The sequence below is a fragment of the Synechococcus sp. O70.1 genome, assembly GCF_047462215.1.
GTDB lineage: Bacteria > Cyanobacteriota > Cyanobacteriia > Thermostichales > Thermostichaceae > Thermostichus.
In genome coordinates, this window is the sequence record NZ_JANSIT010000009.1 from 1 (window position 1) to 20,480 (window position 20,480).

A 20,480-nucleotide genomic window follows, 5' to 3' on the forward strand; every position below is an offset into this window, starting at 1 on the left:
ACCCCCCAGGCTCGGGGGGTCCCATCCCCCCTACAAACCCCATGGGGCGCTGGGCTGGGCCTAGCTTGGCCCGCACCCCTGCAACAAAAACCCCCCGCCCCCGGGGCGGGGGGTGGGGGGGGGGGGGTGCTTTTCCAGGAGGGGGATCCCCTGGACCTGCTCAAGCTCTCGCCCCACGAGCGGGCCGCTTGGATGCAAGCGGTGTGGGAGCGCCACAGCCAGCCCTAGACTGCGGCGGCTTGCTTGGCGTGTTCCTGCCGTAGGTAGGCCTGGATGAAGTGCATCAGCTCCTCCGGCTCGCCGTTCATAAACGCCTCGACGTTGGTGGTTTCGGCGTTGGTGCGGTGGTCTTTGATTAACTTGTAGGGATCGAAGGTGTAGGTGCGAATCCGACCCCCAAAGCCCTGGGTCACGATCTCGCCGCGGATCTCGGCCAACTTTTGCCGGCGCTTTTCCTCCTCGATTTCGAGGAGCTTTGCCTTGAGGATCTGGATGGCCCGCTCCTTGTTTTGCAGTTGGGAGCGCTCCTCGCTGCAGCGCACGGCAATGCCGGTGGGCTTGTGGATAACCCGCACCGCCGTTTCCACCTTGTTGACGTTTTGGCCTCCTGCCCCTCCCGAACGGCAGGTCTCGAACTCCAGATCCTCCATCCGCAGCTCAAACTCGTTCTCTTCCTCCAGGATGGGCATGACCTCAACGCCGGCAAAGCTGGTCTGGCGCTTGCCGTTGGCGTTGAAGGGGCTGATGCGCTCCATGCGGTGGTTGCCCTTCTCCGCGGAAAGATACCCGTAGGCATAGGGCCCCTCAATCAACAGCGTGGCTGACTTGATGCCCGCCTCTGCCCCTTCCGAGTAGTCCGAAAGGGTAACCTTGTAGCCCTGGTTCTCTGCCCAGCGGGTGTACATCCTCAGCAGCATCGCCGCCCAGTCCTGGGCATCGGTTCCTCCGGCTCCAGCAGTGATGGTGAGGACGGCGCCGTTTTTGTCGTAGGGTCCTGAAAGCAGTTGCTGCAGCTCCCATTGGCTTAACTCTCGCTCCACCGCGGCTAGAGATCCCGCTGTCTCGGCCAAGAGCTCCGAATCGGCTTCTTCTTGCAGGAGCTCCAGGGCAGTGGCAACCTCTTCCAGGCGGGCTTTCCAGCGGTGGACCTGCTCCCAGGAGGCCTTGAGGCTGTTGAGCTGCTTTAGGTGGCGACGAGCTGCCTCCACATCGTTCCAAAATTGCGGCTGGGAGGCTTCCTGCTCCAGAATGGCGATCTGCTGTTCCAGGTAAGGCAGGTCAAAGGTAGTCCTGAGCAGTGCTCAGGCGCGCGGTGAGCGCTTCTAGGCTGCGTTTCAGCTCGGCCAGTTCCATAGGTTTACGAACACTGTCTCATACTTTTGGACCCCGTCCAGAATCTCATCTTAACTTCCCGACCTCCAGAAGGAGGTAGCTATCTATCGTATTCAGACTAAATCCGAGCTTGCTCCAACAAAGCTTGCAACTCCTCCAGGGCCACCTGGGCCGACTGGGCTTGCTGGTAGAGGGATTGCACCACCTCGGCGCTGGCCTGGGCCGATTGCAGGGTGGCTTGGCTTTGGCGTTGGATGCGATCTGCCAGGCCGCGGATGCGGTTGCTGGCCTCGGTAGTGCGCCCCGCCAACTTGCGGATCTCCTGGGCAATGGCGCCAAAACCCCCGCCCCCACCGCTGCGGTTGGCCTCTACAGCCGCGTTAAAGGAGAGCAGACGAATGTAGCCCGCCACCTCTACGATCACGTCGACGATGGTGTTGATTTCTTTGAGCTCGCGGGATAGCTCCTGATTGCTGTCGGCAATTTCCTGAAATAGGCGGCGCACCGCCTCTACCCCAGCAAAGGTGGCGGCAAAGGTGGATTTGCTCTTCTCCGAGAGCACCGAGCTGATCTGGATGAGGCGAGCGTTGAGGCGGACCAGTTCTTCCGAGCGCTGCTGGGCCCGGCGCCGCTCTTGCTCCAAAGCAATGTTCTGGCTGAGGATCTCGGCTTTCTGCCGCTCCAGATCGCGGGCATACTGGAGGCTGCGGTTTTTCTCCTGCTCCAGCTCGGCCAGGATCCGTTTCATCTCCTCCTGCTGTTCTTCGAGCTTCCGCTGGGTGGCTAGATGTACCTGGGACTGAGCCACCAACAACACCGGCACATCCAAAAGGCGATAGTCTTGGGGGCCGACTTCTACCACCACCGGGTCGTAGATAGTCTCCTGGGGCCGCCGGAAAGCCTGGCTGGCCGCCTCAATGACATCGCAGTCGCCGGGCAAAAGGAGAAAACCCTGGCCCTGGAACTCTGCTAGGGAGCTGATGGGCCGCTTCGAAAACACCTCCAGGCCATAGGGTTTGCTCAGCATCCACTCCAAAATGGCACGCCGAGTCAGCATCCCCCGCAGCTGCGACTGCCCGTCCAACACGACTACCCCTGAAAGGGTGGGGTCGTCTTCCAGGCGGCGCACCACGTTCTCGCAGGGGGTGGACTCACCTACCTGAAAGTCCACTAGCGCCAGATCGCGCAGCTTGGTGTGGATCGATAGGGTGGGAGTGGGCGGATTCGTCAGGGTAGTCATCCTAGGGATCCTCAGCACAGGCTGGGTAGAGACAAAGTAATGTACAGAGGACAATAAGGACCTGCCTCTGCTCTGCTTTTCAAAGGCCTAGCAGCAGTGGTGCTGGTTACCTTTAGTTTGACTTGGGATCTGGTTTCCTGGCTACAGTTCTGCCCGGAGTTATACGGAAAGAGGCTCTTTTTTGCGGTTTTTACGGACAGACAAGGGAGCTGTCCCAACCCCAGGGGCTGAAGCGATCTGAGCTTAGCGAGGCTCTTGGTAGCGGTGGTAGATCTCTAGAATTTCACTGCGGCCACGGTTAAAAGCTGCCACCACTTGAGGATCGAAGTGGCTACCGCTTTGGCTTTCCACGAAGCGAAAGATATCTGACAGATCCCAAGCTTCTTTGTAGGGGCGGCGGCTAGCTAAAGCGTCGAACACGTCGGCCAAGGCCACAATCCGCCCTTCTAGCGGGATCTCTTCTCCCTTAAGGCCCCGCGGGTAGCCGCTGCCGTCGAACTTCTCGTGGTGGGTGAGGGCAATGATGGCGCTTTTTTTCATCAGCTCCGAGTCCGATTTACTGAGGATCTCGTAGCCAATCTCGGGGTGGCGGTTCATAATTAGACGCTCTTCGGGGGTGAGGGGGCCTGGCTTCCGCAAGATGGCATCCGGGATCCCGATTTTGCCCACATCGTGCAGGGGGCTGGCATAGAAGATCAGCTCTTGTTCATGGCTGGAGAGGCCCAACTGTTTGGCAATGATGCGGGAGTAGTGGCTCATCCGCTTGAGGTGAAAAGAGGTGTCCTGATCCCGGTATTCGGCGGCTTGGGCTAGACAGAAAATCGTTTCCAGGTGAGCGGCTTTCAGCTCTTCCCGCAAGCGCACATTTTGGTAGGCAACCGCCGCCTGGGAAGCCAGGGCTTCTGCCACCCGGACTTCCAGCTCAGAAAACGGCTGGCTCCAGTTAGCCACCTGGTTGGGCGCTAGGTTGGCAGGGCAATCCGGCCTGAGACGGTTCAAGAGTTGCAGGGCGCCAAGGATATTTCCTGAGGGATCCCGCATCGGCACCGTGAGCAAAGAGCGGGTGCGGTAGCCGGTCTGCTGATCGACTTGGGAGTTAAAGGCATAGGGCAAGCCCGCTGGCAAGCGATAGACGTCCGGCAGATTCAAGCTCTCCCCCGTGAGCACCACATAGCCCACAATGCTGGAAGGAGCAAGGGGCAGGCGCAGATCCTGCAGCTCCTCGTTGCGGTTGACCACGAAAAAGCGCAACTCTTCTCCCTCCCGGATGAACAGGCTAGCGCCATCACAGCAGGTCAGCTCGCGGGCTTGGGCGACAATCAGTTCCAGCAGGCGCCTTAAATCCGTTTCCGAAGAAAGGGCGATCCCCACTTGGATCAGCCGCTGACTCAGGCGCAAGGCAGCAGCAGCCTCAAATTCGGCTTCGCCAAGAGCAAGAGAGAGATCGAAGGCGGAAGGCCCATGGGACATAACCTTATCCTCCAGTGGGTTACGAGTGTTCCAAAGGAAGCGGGATTGGAGCGCTAGCAGGGATCCTGCCCCTGCTCCAAGTTGGGAGGCTGGGGGTCGCCAATCCAAAGTAACTCTGCTACCCTACTTTACCTGTGGAAGCGAGAGACGCTGTGACCCAGGTCAAGACCCAGCCGCCAGATGAGGTTGCCCTCCAGCTCATCGTTGGCCTAGGCAATCCTGGCCCACAGTATGCCAACACCCGCCACAACTGCGGCTTTATGGTGGTGGATCAGTTGGCAGAGCGCTGGGGGATCCCATTAGCTCTGGAAAAGCAGTTCCAAGGCAGCTACGGAGAAGGTTTTGCCCTAGGGGGCAAGCGGCGCCTGCTCAAGCCGGCGACTTATATGAATCGCTCTGGCGAGGCAGTGCGGGCAGTCCTGGATTGGTACAAGTTGGATCCCAGGTCGGTGCTGGTGGTCTACGATGATGTGGACTTGCCCCTGGGTCGCCTGCGACTGCGGGGATCTGGCTCCGCCGGCGGGCATAACGGCATGAAGTCTGTCATTCAGCACCTGGGCAGCGAAGCCTTCCCTCGCTTGCGCCTGGGCGTGGGCAGGCCCAAGGGCAACCAAGACATGGTTGGGCATGTTTTGGGAAGGTTTGAACCTACTGAGCAGGCAGTGCTGGAGCGGGTTCTAAGGGCAGCAGTGGAGGCAGTGGAGTGTTGCTTGCAAGAAGGATTGAGGGCGGCGATGAACCGCTTCAACCCTCTGGATCTCTCTGAGCCGCTATCTGAGCGAGATCGGCAAGATCCGGCAGCTTCTCTCGACCCAGCCAAGACTGGGCCTGGGGAAGGCTGAGGCCGGGATCTTGGGCGCTATCCGAGTGAGCCAAGCCGCCTCATCGAGGACTACGTTCGGCCAGCCGCGGCAATTTCTCAGAACCGTCTGACTGCGTCAGGAGGTCGGCTTCCCCAGAGCCACTGGCAGGAGAGGGCAAGGAACCCTCTAAGATGCTCCCCGCAGGGGCACCCCCAGGTCCAAAAAAGTCAGCAACTCCCCTCCCTCAAATGGAGCGAAGCCGTTCTCCTCCTCAGCCGAACTTTTTACCCTCTCTAGTCGCAAGCTAAGCGGGGCTACGGCTGTTGCAAGAGGTCTTGCCGCACCGCCTCCACATACTGCAGCAGTTTTGGGGATCCCGTGCCCGCAGACCGCCACAGACTCAAGGCGCTGTCCAGATCCGCAGCAGCGCCAGCCTTGTCTTCTCCCTGGTAGGCGCGCGCCATGCCCCGGTGGTAGTACCCTTCAGCCCGCTGCGGCTGCAGCTCAATCGCCCGGCTGAAATCGGCAACGGCCAGTTGGAAATTGCAGATGCTCGCCCACATCAGGCCGCGATGAAGGTAGGCATCGAAGAGATCGGCGATGTTTTGATTTTGTTTGGCTAGTTCAATAGCCAGGTTAGCTACATCAAATGCCGATTCCAAATGCCCTTGCTCGGCCCAAATGCGGGAGCGCAACAAGTGGAGTTGGGGGTTGCGATAGGCAATGCGATCCAAGGGAGACAAGGTTGCCAAAGCCTGCTCCAGCTCTCCAAAATGCTCGCGCTGAATCCTGGCCTTGAGCAAATAAGCCTCAGGCAAATAGGGATCCAAAGCAATGGCAATGTCCAGATCCCGCAGAGCCCTGAGCACTAGATGGTCGGCCGCTGGCTGCTCTGGCTCGCCCACCTGCGAATACTCCCAGAGGTACTGGGCCCGCTGGAGATAGAGCCGCGCATTTCCTGGCTCCTGCTCGATGAATTGCCCTAGCTGCAGGAGCAGTTGATGAGCCTGGGAGCGCTGTTCAAGCTCTCGTGCCCGGGCTTGCCATTGAGCTTGCCGCCGAAGCAAAGGTTCAGGACCTGGCTTGTCTTTAAATCGCGGCAACTGAGCTTCCTGCAAGAGGGGCACAGAGAGACCTTCCGTGGTCTGCCCCTTGCGCAGCGAGGCCAGCCAGCCACATTCGCCGTTCAAACACAGCCAAGACAGCAAGCCCACCAGGGCCGATCCGGAAAGCAAAAGACTGGGCCTAAGCATGGATCCCGCCCCACGAAACAGCATGGAAAGAGAAGTTGCCTCTAGGCTAGTTCGCCATCGCAGCGGTGTCCAGATTTCTTGGCTACACAGGCGTGCTCCAAAGCCCGAAGGTCTTAGAGGATTTTGCCGCTAGCCAGCTCCACTAAGAGGCGGTTCTTCGCCCGGCCCTCGTCGGCAGCCTGCTCCGACAGCCATAGTGCGGCGCCCTTCGACAGCTTGAAAACGATAGGGCTGCACGGAAAAACACTCTCAATTGGTCTGAGGCGCCGGCGGCATTGAGAGAAGTCTCACAGCTTCCTGAGGTTGAGCTTGGAACATTTGGGTTAGTGCGGAAAACCTAAGTGACCAATAAAACTGGGTTTCAAGCCCCGACCTTGGGAGCGGCTTTTTGTATAATGCTCTAGATAGCAGAAAGACAATTTTTTGCATGTACTTTGTCCGCAAGCTCAAGCTGGGAGTCTCGGAACAACTACAACTTTTGAGCAGGGCGGCAGGCGAGCTGTACTCCCAGACACTCGTCAGTTTTTGGCGCGTCGTCCGCAAGAAAGGGCTGTGGTTGAAGCCTGCCACGCTTATGCGTTGGTTTCCCAGTGATCCTGAAAACAGACTTCACGCCTACAGTGCGGATGCTGTTGTCCAAAGTTTCTTTGCCTCCCTAAAGTCGTGGCGAGAACGCCGCAAAACGGATCCCAATGCTCGCCCACCTCGACGCCGACGGTACTATTACAAAATCCAATGGAAAGCTTCAGCCATCAAAGTCGTAAATGGAAAGTTGCGGTTGTCCAACGGAAAAGGCAACGAGCCTTTGGTCATTCCTTGGGCTTGGGATACGCCTGTCTGGGTAGAAATTGGCTGGGACGGCAGGCAATACGAGCTAAGGGCTTGCTACAAATTGAGTGATGCGCGCCCCAAAGAAGAGAGGAAAGAAAGCGGTGTTGCCGGTGTGGATCTGGGTGAGGCTCACCTGGCCGTTGCCCATGATGGGGAAACACCTACATCGCCAATGGCAGGCTGCTGCGTTCCAAGCGCCGCTACCAGAACAAGCTGAAATCTACTCTGTCAAGGCTGCTTGCCAGAAAGAGGCGTGGCTCAAGGCGTTACAGGAGAGTTTTAGCTTCTGGGCGAAAGCAGCTGGCGAGGTTAAATCACCAAATTCGAGATATTTTGCACAAGCAAACTACAAGGCTTGTCTCGACGCTGTATGCAAGGGGCGTCCAGACCGTTGTAATTGGGGACATTCGGAATATCAGGGTGTCTGCTGATTACAGCACAAGGTTGAACCAAAAGCTCCACCAGATGTTGCATGGCCAAACTCGGCACCACATCACCTACAAGGCTGAACGACTGGGAATGAAAGTTGTGCTGCTGGATGAGCGGTACAGCTCTCAAACCTGTCCTGCTTGCAACAAGAGGAACAAGCCGTTCGCGTCAGCGGGACGGAGTCCTCAAGGCCGTGTGTATAGGTGTGGGTGTGGGTTTGAGTTTCATCGCGACGGGGTGGGAGCACTCAACCTTCGCAGAACGTATCTGGGCTCTGGCCTAGTAGTTGGGGTTATGGCATCCCCCACAGGGTTGAGGTTTCAGCCTCATGCTCTGTGTAGCTCAGCCGGTAGGAGCCATCCTGCTGTCTGAGAAAGAATCCCTGCCTTTTATGGCAGGGAGAATGTCAAGTGCCCTGTCCCACACCAAAAGAGTATGAATCCCAAGCCAAAAGCTCGTCCACAGCCAGTTATCCAGCCAGATCTTGCCGAGAACAGGTAGGGTCAAACCCTCTGTCCCTCCCAAAACTAGGCCGGCTGCCAAGATCAGCCCTTCAAAAGCAAGAAAACCTAGGATGAGCATGGCTGCAATCCAAAGATAATTCCACAGCCATCGTCCAGCTCGGAGAGGGTGGGGCTGGAAGAAAAGAGGGCGGTAGCTGGCTAGCAGGGCCACCCCCACCGTGCCGATCCCCAAGACCACCCCCCAGGCAAAAGAGTCAGGCGTGCGGGGATAGTTGTGCCAGACATAGCCAAAGATTTGGTTGGCTAGCCAAATCATCGAGGCGCTAACTATTGCCCTTTGGCGAGTTAACGTGGTGCCCGCAATGATGCCAACGGTTACAAAAGGAAGCGTACAGGTATAGGCAATGTTGCTAAGGCAGCCAATGGTGGTAAATAGACTGGGCCAAAATCGGCCACAGGCCAAGTCTTGGGCAGCCCGTAGCCAAATGGCAACCGGGATCCAGGGGCGAGGTTTGGGGATGGACTGCACAAGGGATTGCAGACTGACCATAGGCTAATCTCCGGGAAAAAGGTGAGCTTTCAGGGGGCAGTTCTTTAGCAGATGCTCCTGGACAATTTGCCGCGCTACTGGAGGTGTAACCCGCTTGTACCAAGTGCGGTCGCCAGAGTAGAAAACCACAGGGCCTTCCTGACAGACTTCTAGACATCCGGAAGTAATGACCCGAATATCTAAATTCGCTTCTTGCAGGGCAGATTGCAGGGCTTCCACAACCGGTTGATAGTTGCGGGAAGGATAGCAGCGGCTGGAGCGGCAAACCGCCAAGTAGGGCCGCTTGAGAGGGTTATCTTCGTAAGGGATCCGCTCTTTTCCCTCTACATAAATGGCTCGCAGGCGTTCATAGAGGGAGAGCTTTTGGTAGTTGGCTTGGCTTTCGGGCAGGTAGTCTTCTCCTGGCCCTAAAAAGGGACTGGGCAAGAAGATCTGCAGCAGAGATTCCTCTGCCCCGTTCCAAAATTGAATTCCCCATTGGCGAGGCTGGCGCTGCGGATTGAGGCGGCGATAGAGGGCGGCGCGGCTGACCAATCTTTTGCGGCGCAGTTCTAGGGGGGTTCGGCCATAGGGGCCGCCTCGGTGCTCCTCTAGACACAGATGCAAATGCCAAGTTTCGGTAGCCACGGTCAAGTAGCCGTCGTAGAGCACACAGAGAGCAGGAGGACTGGTAAAGGCCGCTTCCAGCACTCCCCCCTCCGCCACACAGCCCACTTGGATCTCAGCCCAGTGCTCCTGGAAGAGCTCATAGAGGAGCGGCCCAAGACAGTCGATGTGAGCCGGGATCCCTTCGTAGAGAGTTATCCAGCCAGTGGGGGAAATCTCCTGCCAACTTTGGTTTAAGGGCGTAATCCAGGGACTGAAAGCGGCCATAGGTTGCTCCTATTGGACTGGTGGAATGCGGGCAATCACCCCCTTTTTAAGAGGGCGCTCTGCCCAGGGCAGGACGCCATCGGGCTTTGTCAAATACAGCTCCGCTGTCTGCAAGATTGGCTCCACGTCTTGGGGATCGAGATCTCCAAACACGTAGGTCATCTTTCCAGGGGCTGCCAGGGCAATCACGCAGGCATGGCTGCAGCCGCTCATACAGGCAACTGGCTTAAGCTGCAATTGAGGATTGAGCACCTGCGATTGCAAGGCGGCTAGAAGCATTTCTCCTTTGCTAGTCCCTTCTTTTTGGCCGTTGACCCAGCGAGATCCGCAGGTGGTACAAACCCAAAGGTAATGTTTGGCCTCAGCTTGAGTCGAGATTCTGGTTGAGATCGTCATACAGTTGCTTCCAAACTAGAAGCACCCCACAAATGGTTAGCCAGAATTCAAAAACAACCTGAGATGTTGCTAAAATTGCCCCCGCAAGTTCACCCTCAACGTGCGACCAACGCCGGGATAGCCGGGGAAGACTTCATACTGCTCATCCAGCAGGTTGTCGATCCCCATCTCTAGGCTTAGGTCCTCAGTCAACGGGATCCCTCCTCGCCAAGCTACGGTGGTGTAGCCTGGTAGGGATTCCGTGTTGGTGTTGTTGGTAAAAAAGCTCCCAATGTGATGGACTAAAATTGAGCTGTACCAGCCTTGCTCGTGACGGTAGGTCAGGCCTAAGTTCAGGCTATCGGCTCCCACAAAGGCTAGCTGCTTGCCAACTGTGGCTGAGTCAAGGGCAGCGCGGATGATGGGATCATTGAGGGTGTAGTTGGCAAAAAGCGTCCAGTTTTCCCCTAGCCGCACATCTAAGGCTGCCTCCAGGCCGGTATATTCAACCAGCCCAATATTTTCATAGGTTCCCCGGCGCGGCCCAAGGCTGACAAAGGTGATGCCATCGCGGATGCGGTTGTGGGCAAAAGTCAAGCGCAGCAGGCCAAAATCTCCCAAGGCTTGATCTAAGCCAATGTCAAAGCTTTCCCCTCGCTCTGGGCGGAGATTGGGGTTGCCATCCACTTCAAAAAAGCCGCGCAGCCGGAAGAACAATTCCGAGATCAAGGGAGTGCGAAAGCTGCCGGCATAGCTGGCCCTCAAGGTGGTGCCTTCCGCCAAAGCCCAGCGGATCCCTAGAGCAGGCGAGGTAGCCGAGCCGCTGGCCAAACTGCTGAAGTCCTGGCGGATGCCTAAGTCGAGGTGGAAACGGGGATCTGGGCTGTAATCCAGGCGGGCAAACAGGGCTCCCTGGTTAACCGTATCGTCGTAGTTGATATTGGTAGAACCCCTGGCAAACGAAAAAGTTGTATTGCGGGCTGAGATGGAGCGATAATCTGCCCCCAGGACTCCTTCTAGGTTTTCGCCGGCTTTCCAAGCATACTGGAGCTGGGATCCCCAGCTATCGCGCAGGATGAGGTCGCGGGAGCCCTGGCTTTGCGGGGCGCTGAAGCGGTAGTTGAGATCGTCCAAAAAGAGCCGAGCTTGCAGGGAGCCTGTTTCCTGAGTCCACAGCCACCTGAGATCCAGCAGCAGGTCGTTGGTGGTTTGCTCGGCATCGGGAGAAGGAAAGTCTACGCTACCGGGCACGCGGAAGGTTTTGTTGAGGTAGAGGGCGTTTGCCGTTAGGACTTGGTCTTCGGCCAGTTGCCAGGTGAGCTTGGCCTGCAAGTTGTGGTACTCCACCGCCGAGTTTTCCCGCCTGCCTGACTTGCCCAGCCGCCGGATGGTAAAGGGAAAGTCGTTGTTGCTCTGCAGGCGACGGTAGCTGAGCACCCAGCCCAGCTCCTGCCCTTGGCCGCGGCTTTGGATCCCTTGCTCATTGAGGCCATAGCTGCCGACCGCCGCTTCCACCACCGTCTCCGTTTCTGGCTGGGGCTCCACCGTGACGATGTTGATGACGCCGCCAACAGCGTCTGAGCCGTACAGGGTAGAGCCGCCGCCGGGGGAGACTTCAATTCGCTCGACGACATCGGTGGTGATTTGCGAGAGGTCAAACCCCCCGAAAAAACCCAGATCGTTGAGGGGGCGGCCATCCAACAGCACCAGCACCTGGGCCGTTCGCGCCCCTCGCATGAACTGAGAGCTGAGAGCCCCCAACTGGGTGCCGGCTGTGCCATCGCTGAGGATGCCGGGCAGATAGCGCAGGGCTTCCTGCACGGTTCTTGCCCCTTGCTCGCGCATCTGCTGGCGGGTGATGACATAGACGGGGCGGGAAGACTCTCGCAAGAGGCCAGGACGGCGAAACGGGGTGGTGACGGGTTGATTCAAAATCTCGGCGCTGAGGCCGGTATCCAAGACTGCTTGCGCCCAGGCTGGGATCCCCAAAACCCAACTTCCCAGCCCAAGGCTGAGACCTAGAACTGTCTTTTTCACTAGAACTGTCTTTTTCATGTCAGCTCCTTGCTCCGTGCAATGCGGAAGGGCTCTGAGCCCTGAGCTGAAGCCGCAGGCGGGCATCCTGCCATCACAGTTGCGGCACAGCGCCGGATTTGCACCGGACTTTCCCCATTGCTTGCCCTGGCTGATCCCCAGAGCAACCTAGCGGCACAGCTTTCTCCTTAGTCCTTCTGGAAAAAGCCGTGCTAGGCATCATATCTCTCCCGCCCTGGAGTTCCCATCCTGCTGGGGGGATCGGCGCTAGGGTCTAATCGTGAGACGGAAAAGAGCCTCGTCGGCCATTTGAAGAACTTCCTGCCCCGCTGCCATAAGCCGTTCTGGGGGCAGCTCTCGGTACTTAGCAATAAACCCAGGCAAGACTTGAAACTCCACCCGCTTGCCAGTTTCTCGATGGATGACAACACTGCGCATTTTGTCCAGGGAGTCCACCTCCACCAGCTTTAAGTTCAGCTTGCCCAAGCTGGCTCCAGTGGCGGCGTGCAACCCATCCACGATGCAGGCAAAGGGAATCTGGAGCGGCGACTCGTGAATGACTTCCACCACAAAGCGACTTGGGGAGGTGGGGGGGAGGGGACTTGCCAAGCCCAGCTCCTTGAGATCCCGCATCCCCATGCGATAACCCACCACCGCCCAGGGGCCAGCACCCCCGTGGATTTCGGTAACTCGCTGGGTGGCAGCCTCAAGGGCAGCCGGAGGATTGGCAGAGCTGCTGCTGGGGTGGGCCAGGGCAGGGATCCCGACCGCTAGCTGAATGGCCACCCACAGGAGAGGAAGCTGCTGCGGCTTGAGAACCCATCGCTTGCGCATAGGCAGACAAGAACTAAACCCCAAGGCAGTATCCTAAGCCCTGCTCCTGGGTCTTGCCTATGCAGGGGGGGAGGTTACCTGAGCAAACGGAGAGCTAGACAACCACGTTGACCAGCTTCTTCGGCACCACGACGACCTTCTTCGGCGTCGCCCCTTGGAGATACTTCTGGGCCGCTTCCGACTGCAGAGCTAGCCGCTCCTGCTCCTCCGGCGTGACATCGGCAGGGGCTTCAAAGGAGCCGCGCAGCTTGCCGTTGACCTGCACCACAATCGTGACCGTATCGGCCACCAGCGCCGCCGGGTCGTAGCTGGGCCAAGACTGGCGATGCACCGAGTCGGTACCGCCTAGGGCCTGCCACAGCTCTTCGGCAATGTGGGGGGCAAAGGGCGCCAGGAGCAAGACCAGGGTGCGGATCCCTTCTGCATAAACTGGCGAGTCTGGGATCCCCGCCTCGGCTAGGGCATTGCTCAGCTTCATCAGCTCGGCAATGGCAGTGTTGAACTGGTACTCCTCCAGATCCTCACTGACTTCCTTGATGGCCGTGTGGACGGCACGGCGCAGATCCCTTTCCGCCTTGGTCAGGGATCCCGCCTCGACTTTGGCCTGCAAGGACGCCGTCCCGCCACCGCGACTGACAAAGTCGTACACCTGCCGCCAGACGCGGTTGAGAAAGCGAAACTGCCCTTCCACGTCGGCATCGTCCCATTCCAAGTCCTTTTCCGGCGGCGCCTTGAAGAGGATGAACATGCGGGCCGTGTCTGCCCCGTAGTTGGCCAGCACCTCTTCCGGATCCACGCCGTTGCCCTTGGATTTGGACATCGTAGCGTAGATAACCTGCAGGGGCTCACCGGTTTCGGGATCCCGCGGATCGTTGGGATCCTTAACCAGCGCTGTAGGGATCCAGCGATCCTTGCCGGACTTGTTGGGGTTGTAGTAGGTGCGCGCCTGTACCATCCCCTGGGTGAGCAGGCGGGAGAAGGGCTCATCGAAATTCAGCAACCCCAGATCCCGCAGCACTTTGGTGAAAAAGCGGGCGTAGAGCAGGTGCAAGATAGCGTGCTCGATGCCGCCCACGTACTGATCCACCGGCAGCCAGGCGTTGACCAGATCCTTGCGGAAGATCTCGCGGTCGTTGCGGGGATCGCTAAAGCGCAGGAAATACCAGGACGAGCAGATGAAGGTGTCCATGGTGTCCGTTTCCCGGCGGGCCTCTGCGCCACAGGTGGGGCATTTCACCTTCACCCACTCCTCCAGTTGGGCTAATGGGGATCCGCCTCGCCCCGTCAGCTCTACATCTTCTGGCAAGAGCACTGGCAGATCTTCTTCCGGCACTGGCACAATGCCGCAATGGGGGCAGTGGATGACCGGGATGGGGCAGCCCCAGTAGCGCTGCCGCGAGATGAGCCAGTCGCGCAGGCGGTAGTTGACCTGCCGTTCCCCTAGCCCCTGCTCCTCCAGCCAGGCGATGGCCCTTTCCACACTTTGCCCTGGGCCCTTGCCCACCGGGATTCCGTTCAAGGGGCCGGAGTTTATCAACACCCCCTCCCCTGTCCAGGCCGCCTGCAGATCTTCAGCAGTCTCCACCCCACCCTGAGGCGGCTGCACCACCAGCTTGATGGGCAGGCCAAACTTGCGGGCAAACTCAAAGTCCCGCTGGTCGTGGGCCGGCACGGCCATGATGGCCCCTGTGCCATAGCCCATCAACACGTAGTCGGCAATCCAGATGGGGATACGCTCTTGGTTGACGGGGTTGATGGCGTAGGAGCCCGTCCAGACGCCCGTCTTTTCCCGATCCTCAGCGCTGCGCTCGATCTCGCTGCGGGCAGCAGCCTCGGCCTGGTAGGCTTTGACGGCAGCCTGCTGCTCGGGGGTGGTGAGCTTCTCCACCAAAGGATGCTCCGGCGCCAGCACCATAAAGGTGGCTCCCCAGAGGGTATCAGGCCGGGTGGTAAACACCGGCAGCTCTTCCCCTGTTTCGGTTTTGAAGAGAACTCTAGCCCCTACCGACTGGCCAATCCAGTTCTCCTGCATGGTGCGCACCCGCTCTGGCCAGCCGGAGAGCTTCTCCAGGTCAGCCAGGAGTTGGTCGGCATAGGCCGTGATCTTGAGAAACCACTGCTTGAGGAGGCGCTTTTCTACCCGAGCCCCAGATCTCCAGGATCTCCCTTCCGCATCCACCTGCTCGTTGGCCAGGACGGTCTGATCCACGGGATCCCAGTTCACCGGCGCTTCCTTTTGGTAGGCCAGGCCTGCCTTGAAAAACTGCAGGAACAGCCACTGCGTCCATTTGTAGTAGTCGGGGGCGCAGGTGGTGATCTCCCGCTCCCAGTCGTAGGAAAGCCCCAGCCGCTGCAGTTGATCCCGCATCTGGGCAATGTTCTGGTAGGTCCACTTGGCCGGCGGGATCCCCCGGTCAATGGCGGCGTTCTCTGCCGGCAAGCCAAAAGCGTCCCACCCCATGGGGTGCAGCACCGCATACCCCTGCATCCGCTTGTGGCGGGCAATGACATCCGTGATGGTGTAATTGCGCACATGCCCCATGTGCAGGCTGCCGCTGGGGTAGGGGAACATCGACAGGGCGTAGAACTTGCGGCTTTCTGCTGTTAGCTCTGGCGTGCGATCCAACCCAATTTCACGCCAGTGGGCCTGCCATTTCCTTTCAATGGCCTGGGGATTGTAGCGCGCGTCCACAGCTTAGGACTCCTGGAAAACCTTTTGCCTCTGGGGAGCCTAGATACCAGCATTTTGGCATGCTTTGGCCGCTCCAGAAACCTCCAGGACCCCCTAGTAGGTTTCCTCGTTCCAGCGGCTAGCTTTCTTGAGCTCCTTCTGGAAGCTGCTCCAGTCTTGGCCTGCTTGTTGGGCTACGGCAGCCATGACGCTGTTGATGCCATCTTCCATCCCCTTGAGACCACAGATGTAGACGTAGGTGTTAGGTTTTTGCAGCATCTCCCACAGCTCGGCGCCGTACTCGGCCATGCGGTTTTGCACATACATCTTTTTGCCATCGGGGGTTTGCTGCTCGCGGCTGATGGCGTAGTCGACGCGAAAGCGATCCCCATGCTCAGCTTTCCAGGCTTCCAGGTCGCCCCGATACAGCAGGCTGGAAGTGGTGGGTACCCCAAAAAACAGCCAGATCTTGCCTTGGTAGTTGGGATCCTCCTCGAGCAAATGCTTGATGAAGGCCCGAAAAGGAGCAATGCCCGTGCCAGTGGCAATCAAGATCAGGTTGGCGTTTGGATCCTCCGGCAGGAGGAACGTCTTCCCAGCCGGCCCCGTGATCATCACCTCATCCCCAGCTCGGAGATCGGTGAGGAAGCCCGAGCAGACTCCCACTCCCGGCTGGCCGGTTTCCTTATCCACGTATTCGGCCCGCTTCACGCTCAAGGAAACCGTGCGCCCCTCGCCATCGTCGCCATAGCGGGTGGAGGCTATCGAGTAGAGGCGGGGCTTGTGGGGCTTGCCTTGGGCATCGACGCCAGGAGGAATAATGCCAACGCTCTGGCCCTCCAGGTAGCGGAAGTTGGGATCGGGCAGGCTAAGCACAATGTGCTTGGTTAGGCCGGGTGCCCCTTCCTCGACAAGGGAGTAGGTTTCCAAACATTGGCCAACTAGAGGGGCATTGGGGCGGTAGAGATTGACCACAACTTCTCGTTTTTGGGCGCTGGCAACCATGACTGGGACTGCTCCTGGCAGTGGTAGCTACAGCAAACACCTTAGCAGGCTGCCTTTGCGGAAGGGAACTTGTCCTGTCAACTGGCGGCGTCTCCCTTGCCCATCCAGAAAAACGCCTGCACTGCCCAGAAAATGGTTTGTCTTCTGCCAGCGCCAGCTTTTCCAGCCTCAGGCTCGCTTGCGGTGGAGCGTCTTGTGGTAATATGCAAAGCCATAAAGTTTTAGCAGCCTCCTTGCAGTTTTGCCCCGCCTATCCCCAAGGAGTTCCCATGGCAAGCAGTCCCGAACGCATTGTGATGATTGGTGTTGCTGGAGATTCTGGCTGTGGCAAGTCCACGTTTTTGCAGCGGCTGAGTGACTTGTTTGGCCGGGATCTCATCACCACCATTTGTCTAGATGACTACCACTCCTTGGATCGCCAACAGCGCAAGGAAAAGGGCATTACGGCGCTGGATCCCCGCGCTAACAACTTCGACCTCATGTACGAGCAGGCCAAGGCCCTCAAAAATGGCCAGAGCGTGATGAAGCCCATCTACAACCACGAGACGGGGACCATCGACCCCCCTGAGCGGGTGGATCCCAGCCCCATCATCGTCTTGGAGGGCCTTCACCCCATGTACGACGAGCGGGTGCGGGAGTTGCTGGACTTTAAGATCTATCTGGATCTGGCGCCGGAAATTAAGGTTGCCTGGAAGGTTAAGCGGGACATGGCAGAGCGGGGCCACACCTATGAGGATGTGCTGCGCTCCATCGAGGCCCGCCGCCCGGATTTCGAGGCCTACGTCGATGTGCAGAAGCGCTATGCCGATGTGGTGATTGAGGTGCTGCCCACCAAGCTCCTGCCAGAGCTGGATCCGGAGCACAAGGTGTTGCGGGTGCGCCTGATCCAGCGCGAAGGGGTGAAGTACTTCGACCACGTCTATTTGTTTGACGAAGGCTCCACCATTGACTGGATCCCGTGCGGCAAGAAGCTAACCTGCTCCTATCCCGGCATTCGCCTGCACTACGGCCCCTCCACCTATTTCGACCATCCGGTCTCGGTGTTGGAAATTGACGGCAGCTTCGACAAGCTGGAGGAGGTCATCTACATCGAGAACCACCTGAGCAATCTGTCGACCCGCTATTACGGCGAGCTGACAGAGCTTCTGCGCAAGCACCCCGAATATCCGGGATCCCGCAACGGCTCCGGGCTCATCCAGGTCATTGTGGGCCTAAAGCTGCGATCCCTCTACGAGAAAATCCAAGAGGAAACTAAGAAGATGGCGGTCGCTTCTTAGGGGGATCCCTTTGGCCCGGCTAAGGCAGTAGAAGGCACCGATGCAAGGGTTCCAGTTGGAAATCTGGCCGGAGGGGGCAGCTCTTTTCCGCCGGGCAGTGGAGATCTGGCAGGAGCAGGCTGCGGCGGCCATTCGTCAACGGGGTCGCTTTACGGTAGCTTTGGCAGGAGGAAACACCCCGCGAAAGTTGTATGCCGCTTTAACCCAGACGCCAGGGATCCCTTGGCAGCAAACCTGGTTGTTCTGGGGGGATGAGCGCTACGTTCCCCCGGATCACCCCGAGAGCAACTACGGCATGGTACGGCGGATCCTGCTGGAGACGGTCGGGGTTCCTGCCTCGCAGGTCTTTCCCATGCCTACCCAGGCAGGGGATCCCTTGCGGGATGCAGCGGAATACGAGGCAACCCTGCGGCGGGTTTTCGGCAACGAATGTCCTGCCTTTGATCTCATCTGGCTGGGAGTGGGGGAGGACGGCCATACGGCTTCCTTGTTCCCCGGCACAGCCGCCCTGCAGGTGCAACACCGCTGGGTAACCGTGGGGCAGAAAGGAGAGGAGCCGCGCCTGACCCTGACCTATCCTGTCCTAAACCAGGCGGCCCAGGTGGTGTTTTTGGTTGCCGGAGCTAGCAAAGCCGAGATTGTCAAAAAGGCGCTGACGACGGAGGCCCACCTGCCCTGTCAGAGCGTCAACCCTAGAGGGCGGCTGCTGTGGCTGCTGGATGCGGCAGCGGCGGCAGAGTTGCCCCTGCCGGCAGTGGGCTTGCTTGGCTAGGCCCTGGCTGAGGATGGCCATTTGACTTGGATCACGGCTGTCTCCTCCTCCTTCTGAATTTCATAGGGGTAGTTGAGTTAGAGCGCTGCCCCATGTCCATTCGCCTAATTGTCGAATCAGTTCTCCAGAGTGCCTGCCTCACCCGCGAACAAGAATCCCAAATCTGCTATCTCCTCCAAGAACGGTTCTACGACGAATTGGATCTGGAGGCCCTTGACCGGCTAACCCTGGCTTTGCTGGAAGGGCAAGTCCACCTGGAGGGAGAGGAAAGAAGCCGCGCTGCCTAGCCAGATCCTCAAGAAGCCCGATAGTTTGGCGGCCCGCCTGGCCTACCCTGCCCAGGGACGCCCTACCGCCACCGCTAGCAGCTTGCCTCCCTGAGGCCTTCTTGCCCATCTAAGCTATTGATAGCCATTCGAGAGCGCTGCCCCAAAGGAACGCGGACTGCCTGCAGTTATATGGAAAGAACTCTAGACGAAATTAACCGGCGGATTCTCCAAGGCCAGGTGCGGGTGTGGACGGCTCAGGAGGCCAAGGCCAAGCTAGCTACCCTTAGCCTTGAGGAGGCCTTCCAGCAGGTGGACGTGGTAACCACCGGTACCTTTGAGCCGATGGAGTCCTCGGGAGCGATCCTCAACCTAGGGCACACGGATCCCCCAATCAAGATTCGCCAGGCCTGGTTAAATGGTGTGCCCGCCTATGCCGGCTTTGGGGCTGTCGATCTCTACATCGGGGCAGCCCAGCCCAGCGAGCAAGCTGATCAGCCCTATGGAGGGGGCCATGTCATCGCCGATCTGGTTGCCGGCAAGCGGGTGCACCTGCGGGCCATTGGCCAAGTAACCGACTGCTATCCCCGCGCCGACTACGAGACCTTGCTGACGCGGGATCAGCTTAACCAGTTCTACCTGTTCAACCCCCGCAACGCCTACCAAAACTTCATTGTCGGCGTCAATGGCGGCGATCGGCCGCTGTACACCTACTTGGGCCTGTTGGAGCCCAACCTGGGCAACGCCATCTATTCCAATCCCGGCGAGCTATGCCCCCTGCTGAATGATCCCCTCCTGCGCCGGGTGGGGATTGGCAGCCGCATCTTTCTGGGGGGCGGCATCGGCTATATAGCTTGGGAAGGTACCCAACACTTTCCGCTGCAAAAGCGGCTGCCCAACCAAACTCCCATTGGCCCCGCAGCCACCCTGGCCTTGATTGGCGACGCCAAACAGATGCAAGCCGAATGGGTGCGAGGCTGCTACTTCCGCAACTACGGCCCCAGCTTGATGTTAGGGGTTGGGATCCCCATCCCCATCCTTTCCCCCAGCGATTTGGAGCCCATTGCCATCCGGGACAAAGATTTGGTGGCGCCCGTGATTGACTTTTCTATCCCCCGGCGGGTGCGGCCCACCTTTGGCCTGGTGAGCTATGCCCAGCTCAAATCCGGCTACATTGTCCTCAACGGCCGCAAGGTGCGCACTGCCCCCCTAGTCAGCCTGCGCCGCTCGATGCAAGTTGCCGAGATTCTCAAACAGTGGATTGCCAGCGGTCAGTTTACCCTTACCCAGCCAGTGGCTCCCCTACCGCTAGATCGGGAGTTCCTCACCCAAAATCCCTATTCATGAGAGAACCTTGGCTGGCAAGGGGTTGCCTAGCTGAGAGTTGCCGCTACCATTACGCCTTAGGTGTCCCTGGGGGAAGAGCATGTTCCGGCGTATGGCTTTTGGCTGGGCGGTGTTGGGATGGCTCCTAGCCCTGCCTGTTCTTCCCGGCCACGGGTTTGGGGAGCGGCGGGTTGTGCCTGACACCCCCTTCTACTTCGACAACCACTACTTTGATCGCTACCCCGAGGCAGTGGTGGTGGGCGTGGTCAATGGCGACACGCTGGTGGCGCAGATTGAAGGGGAACAGAAATTGCGCTTGATCCGGCTGGCCGGGATCCAGGGCCTTAGCCCCCAGGAGGATCCTTTTTATCAGCAGGCGCTTGAGCTAATGCGTGAGCGCATCCTCCGCCGCACGGTCAAGCTGGAAGGGGATAAGCTGCTGCGCAACGTCGATGCCACTGGCTTGGTGGAAGCCTATGTCTGGCTGGAGGGCCAGCAGATGAACGCCCTGATGGTGCGCAACGGCTTGGCTCGCATCGCCCCCTACACCCACAACATCAAGTACGACAGCTACTTCCGCGGCCTGGAAAAAAGAGCTCGCCAAGAGCACCTCGGCATCTGGAGCCGCCTCTAAGACCTTGGGTAGCTCTAGACTGGACTTAGCGCTAGACGTCT

General features: G+C 58.8%; 19 protein-coding genes, 1 pseudogene and 1 riboswitch. Of the genes and pseudogenes, 9 read left to right on the top strand and 11 right to left on the bottom strand.

The features are described 5' to 3' along the window. Positions 1-228: pseudogene (locus NW833_RS06755) on the top strand (hypothetical protein); the annotation flags it as partial. Here the strand turns inward: NW833_RS06755 and prfB are convergent. The 3 genes from prfB to NW833_RS06770 all read right to left on the bottom strand — a co-directional run bounded on the left by prfB (position 225) and on the right by NW833_RS06770 (position 4,042). Beyond that, positions 225-1,353 (bottom strand): peptide chain release factor 2 gene (gene prfB / locus NW833_RS06760; RefSeq protein WP_414411959.1). Its coding sequence is split into 2 segments (ribosomal slippage): positions 225-1,280 and positions 1,282-1,353, totalling 1,128 coding nucleotides; the frame shifts between segments, so codons are not numbered across the junction. The pseudogene NW833_RS06755 and the gene prfB overlap by 4 nt on opposite strands. Positions 1,354-1,450: 97 nt before the next feature. Continuing rightward, on the bottom strand, positions 1,451-2,572 hold the full coding sequence (locus tag NW833_RS06765; RefSeq protein ID WP_414411960.1) for a methyl-accepting chemotaxis protein: 1,122 nt from the start codon (positions 2,570-2,572) through the stop codon (positions 1,451-1,453). A gap of 243 nt (positions 2,573-2,815) precedes the next feature. Continuing rightward, positions 2,816-4,042, bottom strand: a complete 1,227-nt coding sequence (locus NW833_RS06770) for an HD domain-containing phosphohydrolase (RefSeq protein WP_414411961.1) — start codon at positions 4,040-4,042, stop codon at positions 2,816-2,818. A gap of 152 nt (positions 4,043-4,194) precedes the next feature. Here NW833_RS06770 and pth point away from each other — a divergent pair, with 152 nt between their 5' ends. Further along, positions 4,195-4,884, top strand: a complete 690-nt coding sequence (pth, locus tag NW833_RS06775; protein WP_414411962.1) for an aminoacyl-tRNA hydrolase — start codon at positions 4,195-4,197, stop codon at positions 4,882-4,884. 275 nt (positions 4,885-5,159) lie between these two features. Here pth and NW833_RS06780 read toward each other — a convergent pair whose 3' ends face one another. After that, entirely contained in the window at positions 5,160-6,122 is a 963-nt protein-coding gene (locus NW833_RS06780; protein ID WP_414411963.1) for a hypothetical protein, read from the bottom strand. A gap of 403 nt (positions 6,123-6,525) precedes the next feature. On the opposite strand from NW833_RS06780, the gene NW833_RS06785 reads away from it, so the two are divergent. Together NW833_RS06785 and NW833_RS06790 are read left to right on the top strand one after the other, a co-directional pair. Beyond that, positions 6,526-7,146, top strand: coding sequence for a hypothetical protein (locus NW833_RS06785; RefSeq protein ID WP_414411964.1), 621 nt, complete (start codon positions 6,526-6,528; stop codon positions 7,144-7,146). Further along, complete coding sequence (locus NW833_RS06790; protein ID WP_414412023.1) at positions 7,143-7,730, top strand: RNA-guided endonuclease TnpB family protein; 588 nt, start codon at positions 7,143-7,145, stop codon at positions 7,728-7,730. The genes NW833_RS06785 and NW833_RS06790 overlap by 4 nt, the downstream gene beginning before the upstream one ends. Here NW833_RS06790 and NW833_RS06795 read toward each other — a convergent pair. The 7 genes from NW833_RS06795 to NW833_RS06825 all read right to left on the bottom strand — a co-directional run bounded on the left by NW833_RS06795 (position 7,701) and on the right by NW833_RS06825 (position 16,164). Beyond that, the gene (locus NW833_RS06795; protein ID WP_414411965.1) at positions 7,701-8,372 is read right to left on the bottom strand and encodes a hypothetical protein; all 672 of its coding nucleotides are present in this window, start codon (positions 8,370-8,372) and stop codon (positions 7,701-7,703) included. The two genes, NW833_RS06790 and NW833_RS06795, sit on opposite strands and share 30 nt — an antisense overlap. A 3-nt stretch (positions 8,373-8,375) precedes the next feature. Then, the gene (locus tag NW833_RS06800; protein WP_414411966.1) at positions 8,376-9,245 is read right to left on the bottom strand and encodes a (2Fe-2S) ferredoxin domain-containing protein; all 870 of its coding nucleotides are present in this window, start codon (positions 9,243-9,245) and stop codon (positions 8,376-8,378) included. A 9-nt stretch (positions 9,246-9,254) separates the two neighbouring features. Continuing rightward, positions 9,255-9,641 (bottom strand): DUF1636 domain-containing protein, encoded by a 387-nt coding sequence (locus NW833_RS06805; RefSeq protein ID WP_099812174.1) that lies wholly within the window; start codon positions 9,639-9,641, stop codon positions 9,255-9,257. Positions 9,642-9,710: 69 nt separating this feature from the next. Next, positions 9,711-11,675: a TonB-dependent receptor plug domain-containing protein gene (locus tag NW833_RS06810; RefSeq protein ID WP_414411967.1), complete on the bottom strand. Its 1,965-nt coding sequence runs from the start codon at positions 11,673-11,675 to the stop codon at positions 9,711-9,713. 39 nt (positions 11,676-11,714) lie between these two features. Continuing rightward, positions 11,715-11,841, bottom strand: a riboswitch (cobalamin riboswitch). Positions 11,842-11,921: 80 nt separating this feature from the next. Beyond that, positions 11,922-12,488 (bottom strand): formylmethanofuran dehydrogenase subunit E family protein, encoded by a 567-nt coding sequence (locus NW833_RS06815; protein WP_414411968.1) that lies wholly within the window; start codon positions 12,486-12,488, stop codon positions 11,922-11,924. A 94-nt stretch (positions 12,489-12,582) separates the two neighbouring features. After that, a complete protein-coding gene (gene leuS, locus NW833_RS06820; protein ID WP_414411969.1) occupies positions 12,583-15,180 on the bottom strand; it encodes a leucine--tRNA ligase in 2,598 nt (865 codons plus the stop codon). 93 nt (positions 15,181-15,273) lie between these two features. Then, a complete protein-coding gene (locus NW833_RS06825; protein WP_414410013.1) occupies positions 15,274-16,164 on the bottom strand; it encodes a ferredoxin--NADP(+) reductase in 891 nt (296 codons plus the stop codon). Positions 16,165-16,433: 269 nt separating this feature from the next. Between NW833_RS06825 and NW833_RS06830 the strand changes: the two genes are divergently transcribed. From NW833_RS06830 to NW833_RS06850, 5 genes are all read left to right on the top strand, one after another. Then, on the top strand, positions 16,434-17,441 hold the full coding sequence (locus NW833_RS06830) for a phosphoribulokinase (RefSeq protein ID WP_414411970.1): 1,008 nt from the start codon (positions 16,434-16,436) through the stop codon (positions 17,439-17,441). Between the two features lie 40 nt (positions 17,442-17,481). Then, the gene (pgl, locus tag NW833_RS06835) at positions 17,482-18,213 is read left to right on the top strand and encodes a 6-phosphogluconolactonase (protein ID WP_414411971.1); all 732 of its coding nucleotides are present in this window, start codon (positions 17,482-17,484) and stop codon (positions 18,211-18,213) included. A gap of 92 nt (positions 18,214-18,305) precedes the next feature. Next, positions 18,306-18,500 (top strand): hypothetical protein, encoded by a 195-nt coding sequence (locus NW833_RS06840; protein WP_414411972.1) that lies wholly within the window; start codon positions 18,306-18,308, stop codon positions 18,498-18,500. Positions 18,501-18,671: 171 nt separating this feature from the next. Further along, positions 18,672-19,826 (top strand): homocysteine biosynthesis protein, encoded by a 1,155-nt coding sequence (locus NW833_RS06845; RefSeq protein ID WP_414411973.1) that lies wholly within the window; start codon positions 18,672-18,674, stop codon positions 19,824-19,826. Between the two features lie 79 nt (positions 19,827-19,905). After that, positions 19,906-20,439, top strand: coding sequence for a thermonuclease family protein (locus NW833_RS06850; RefSeq protein WP_414411974.1), 534 nt, complete (start codon positions 19,906-19,908; stop codon positions 20,437-20,439). Positions 20,440-20,480 lie beyond the last annotated feature (41 nt).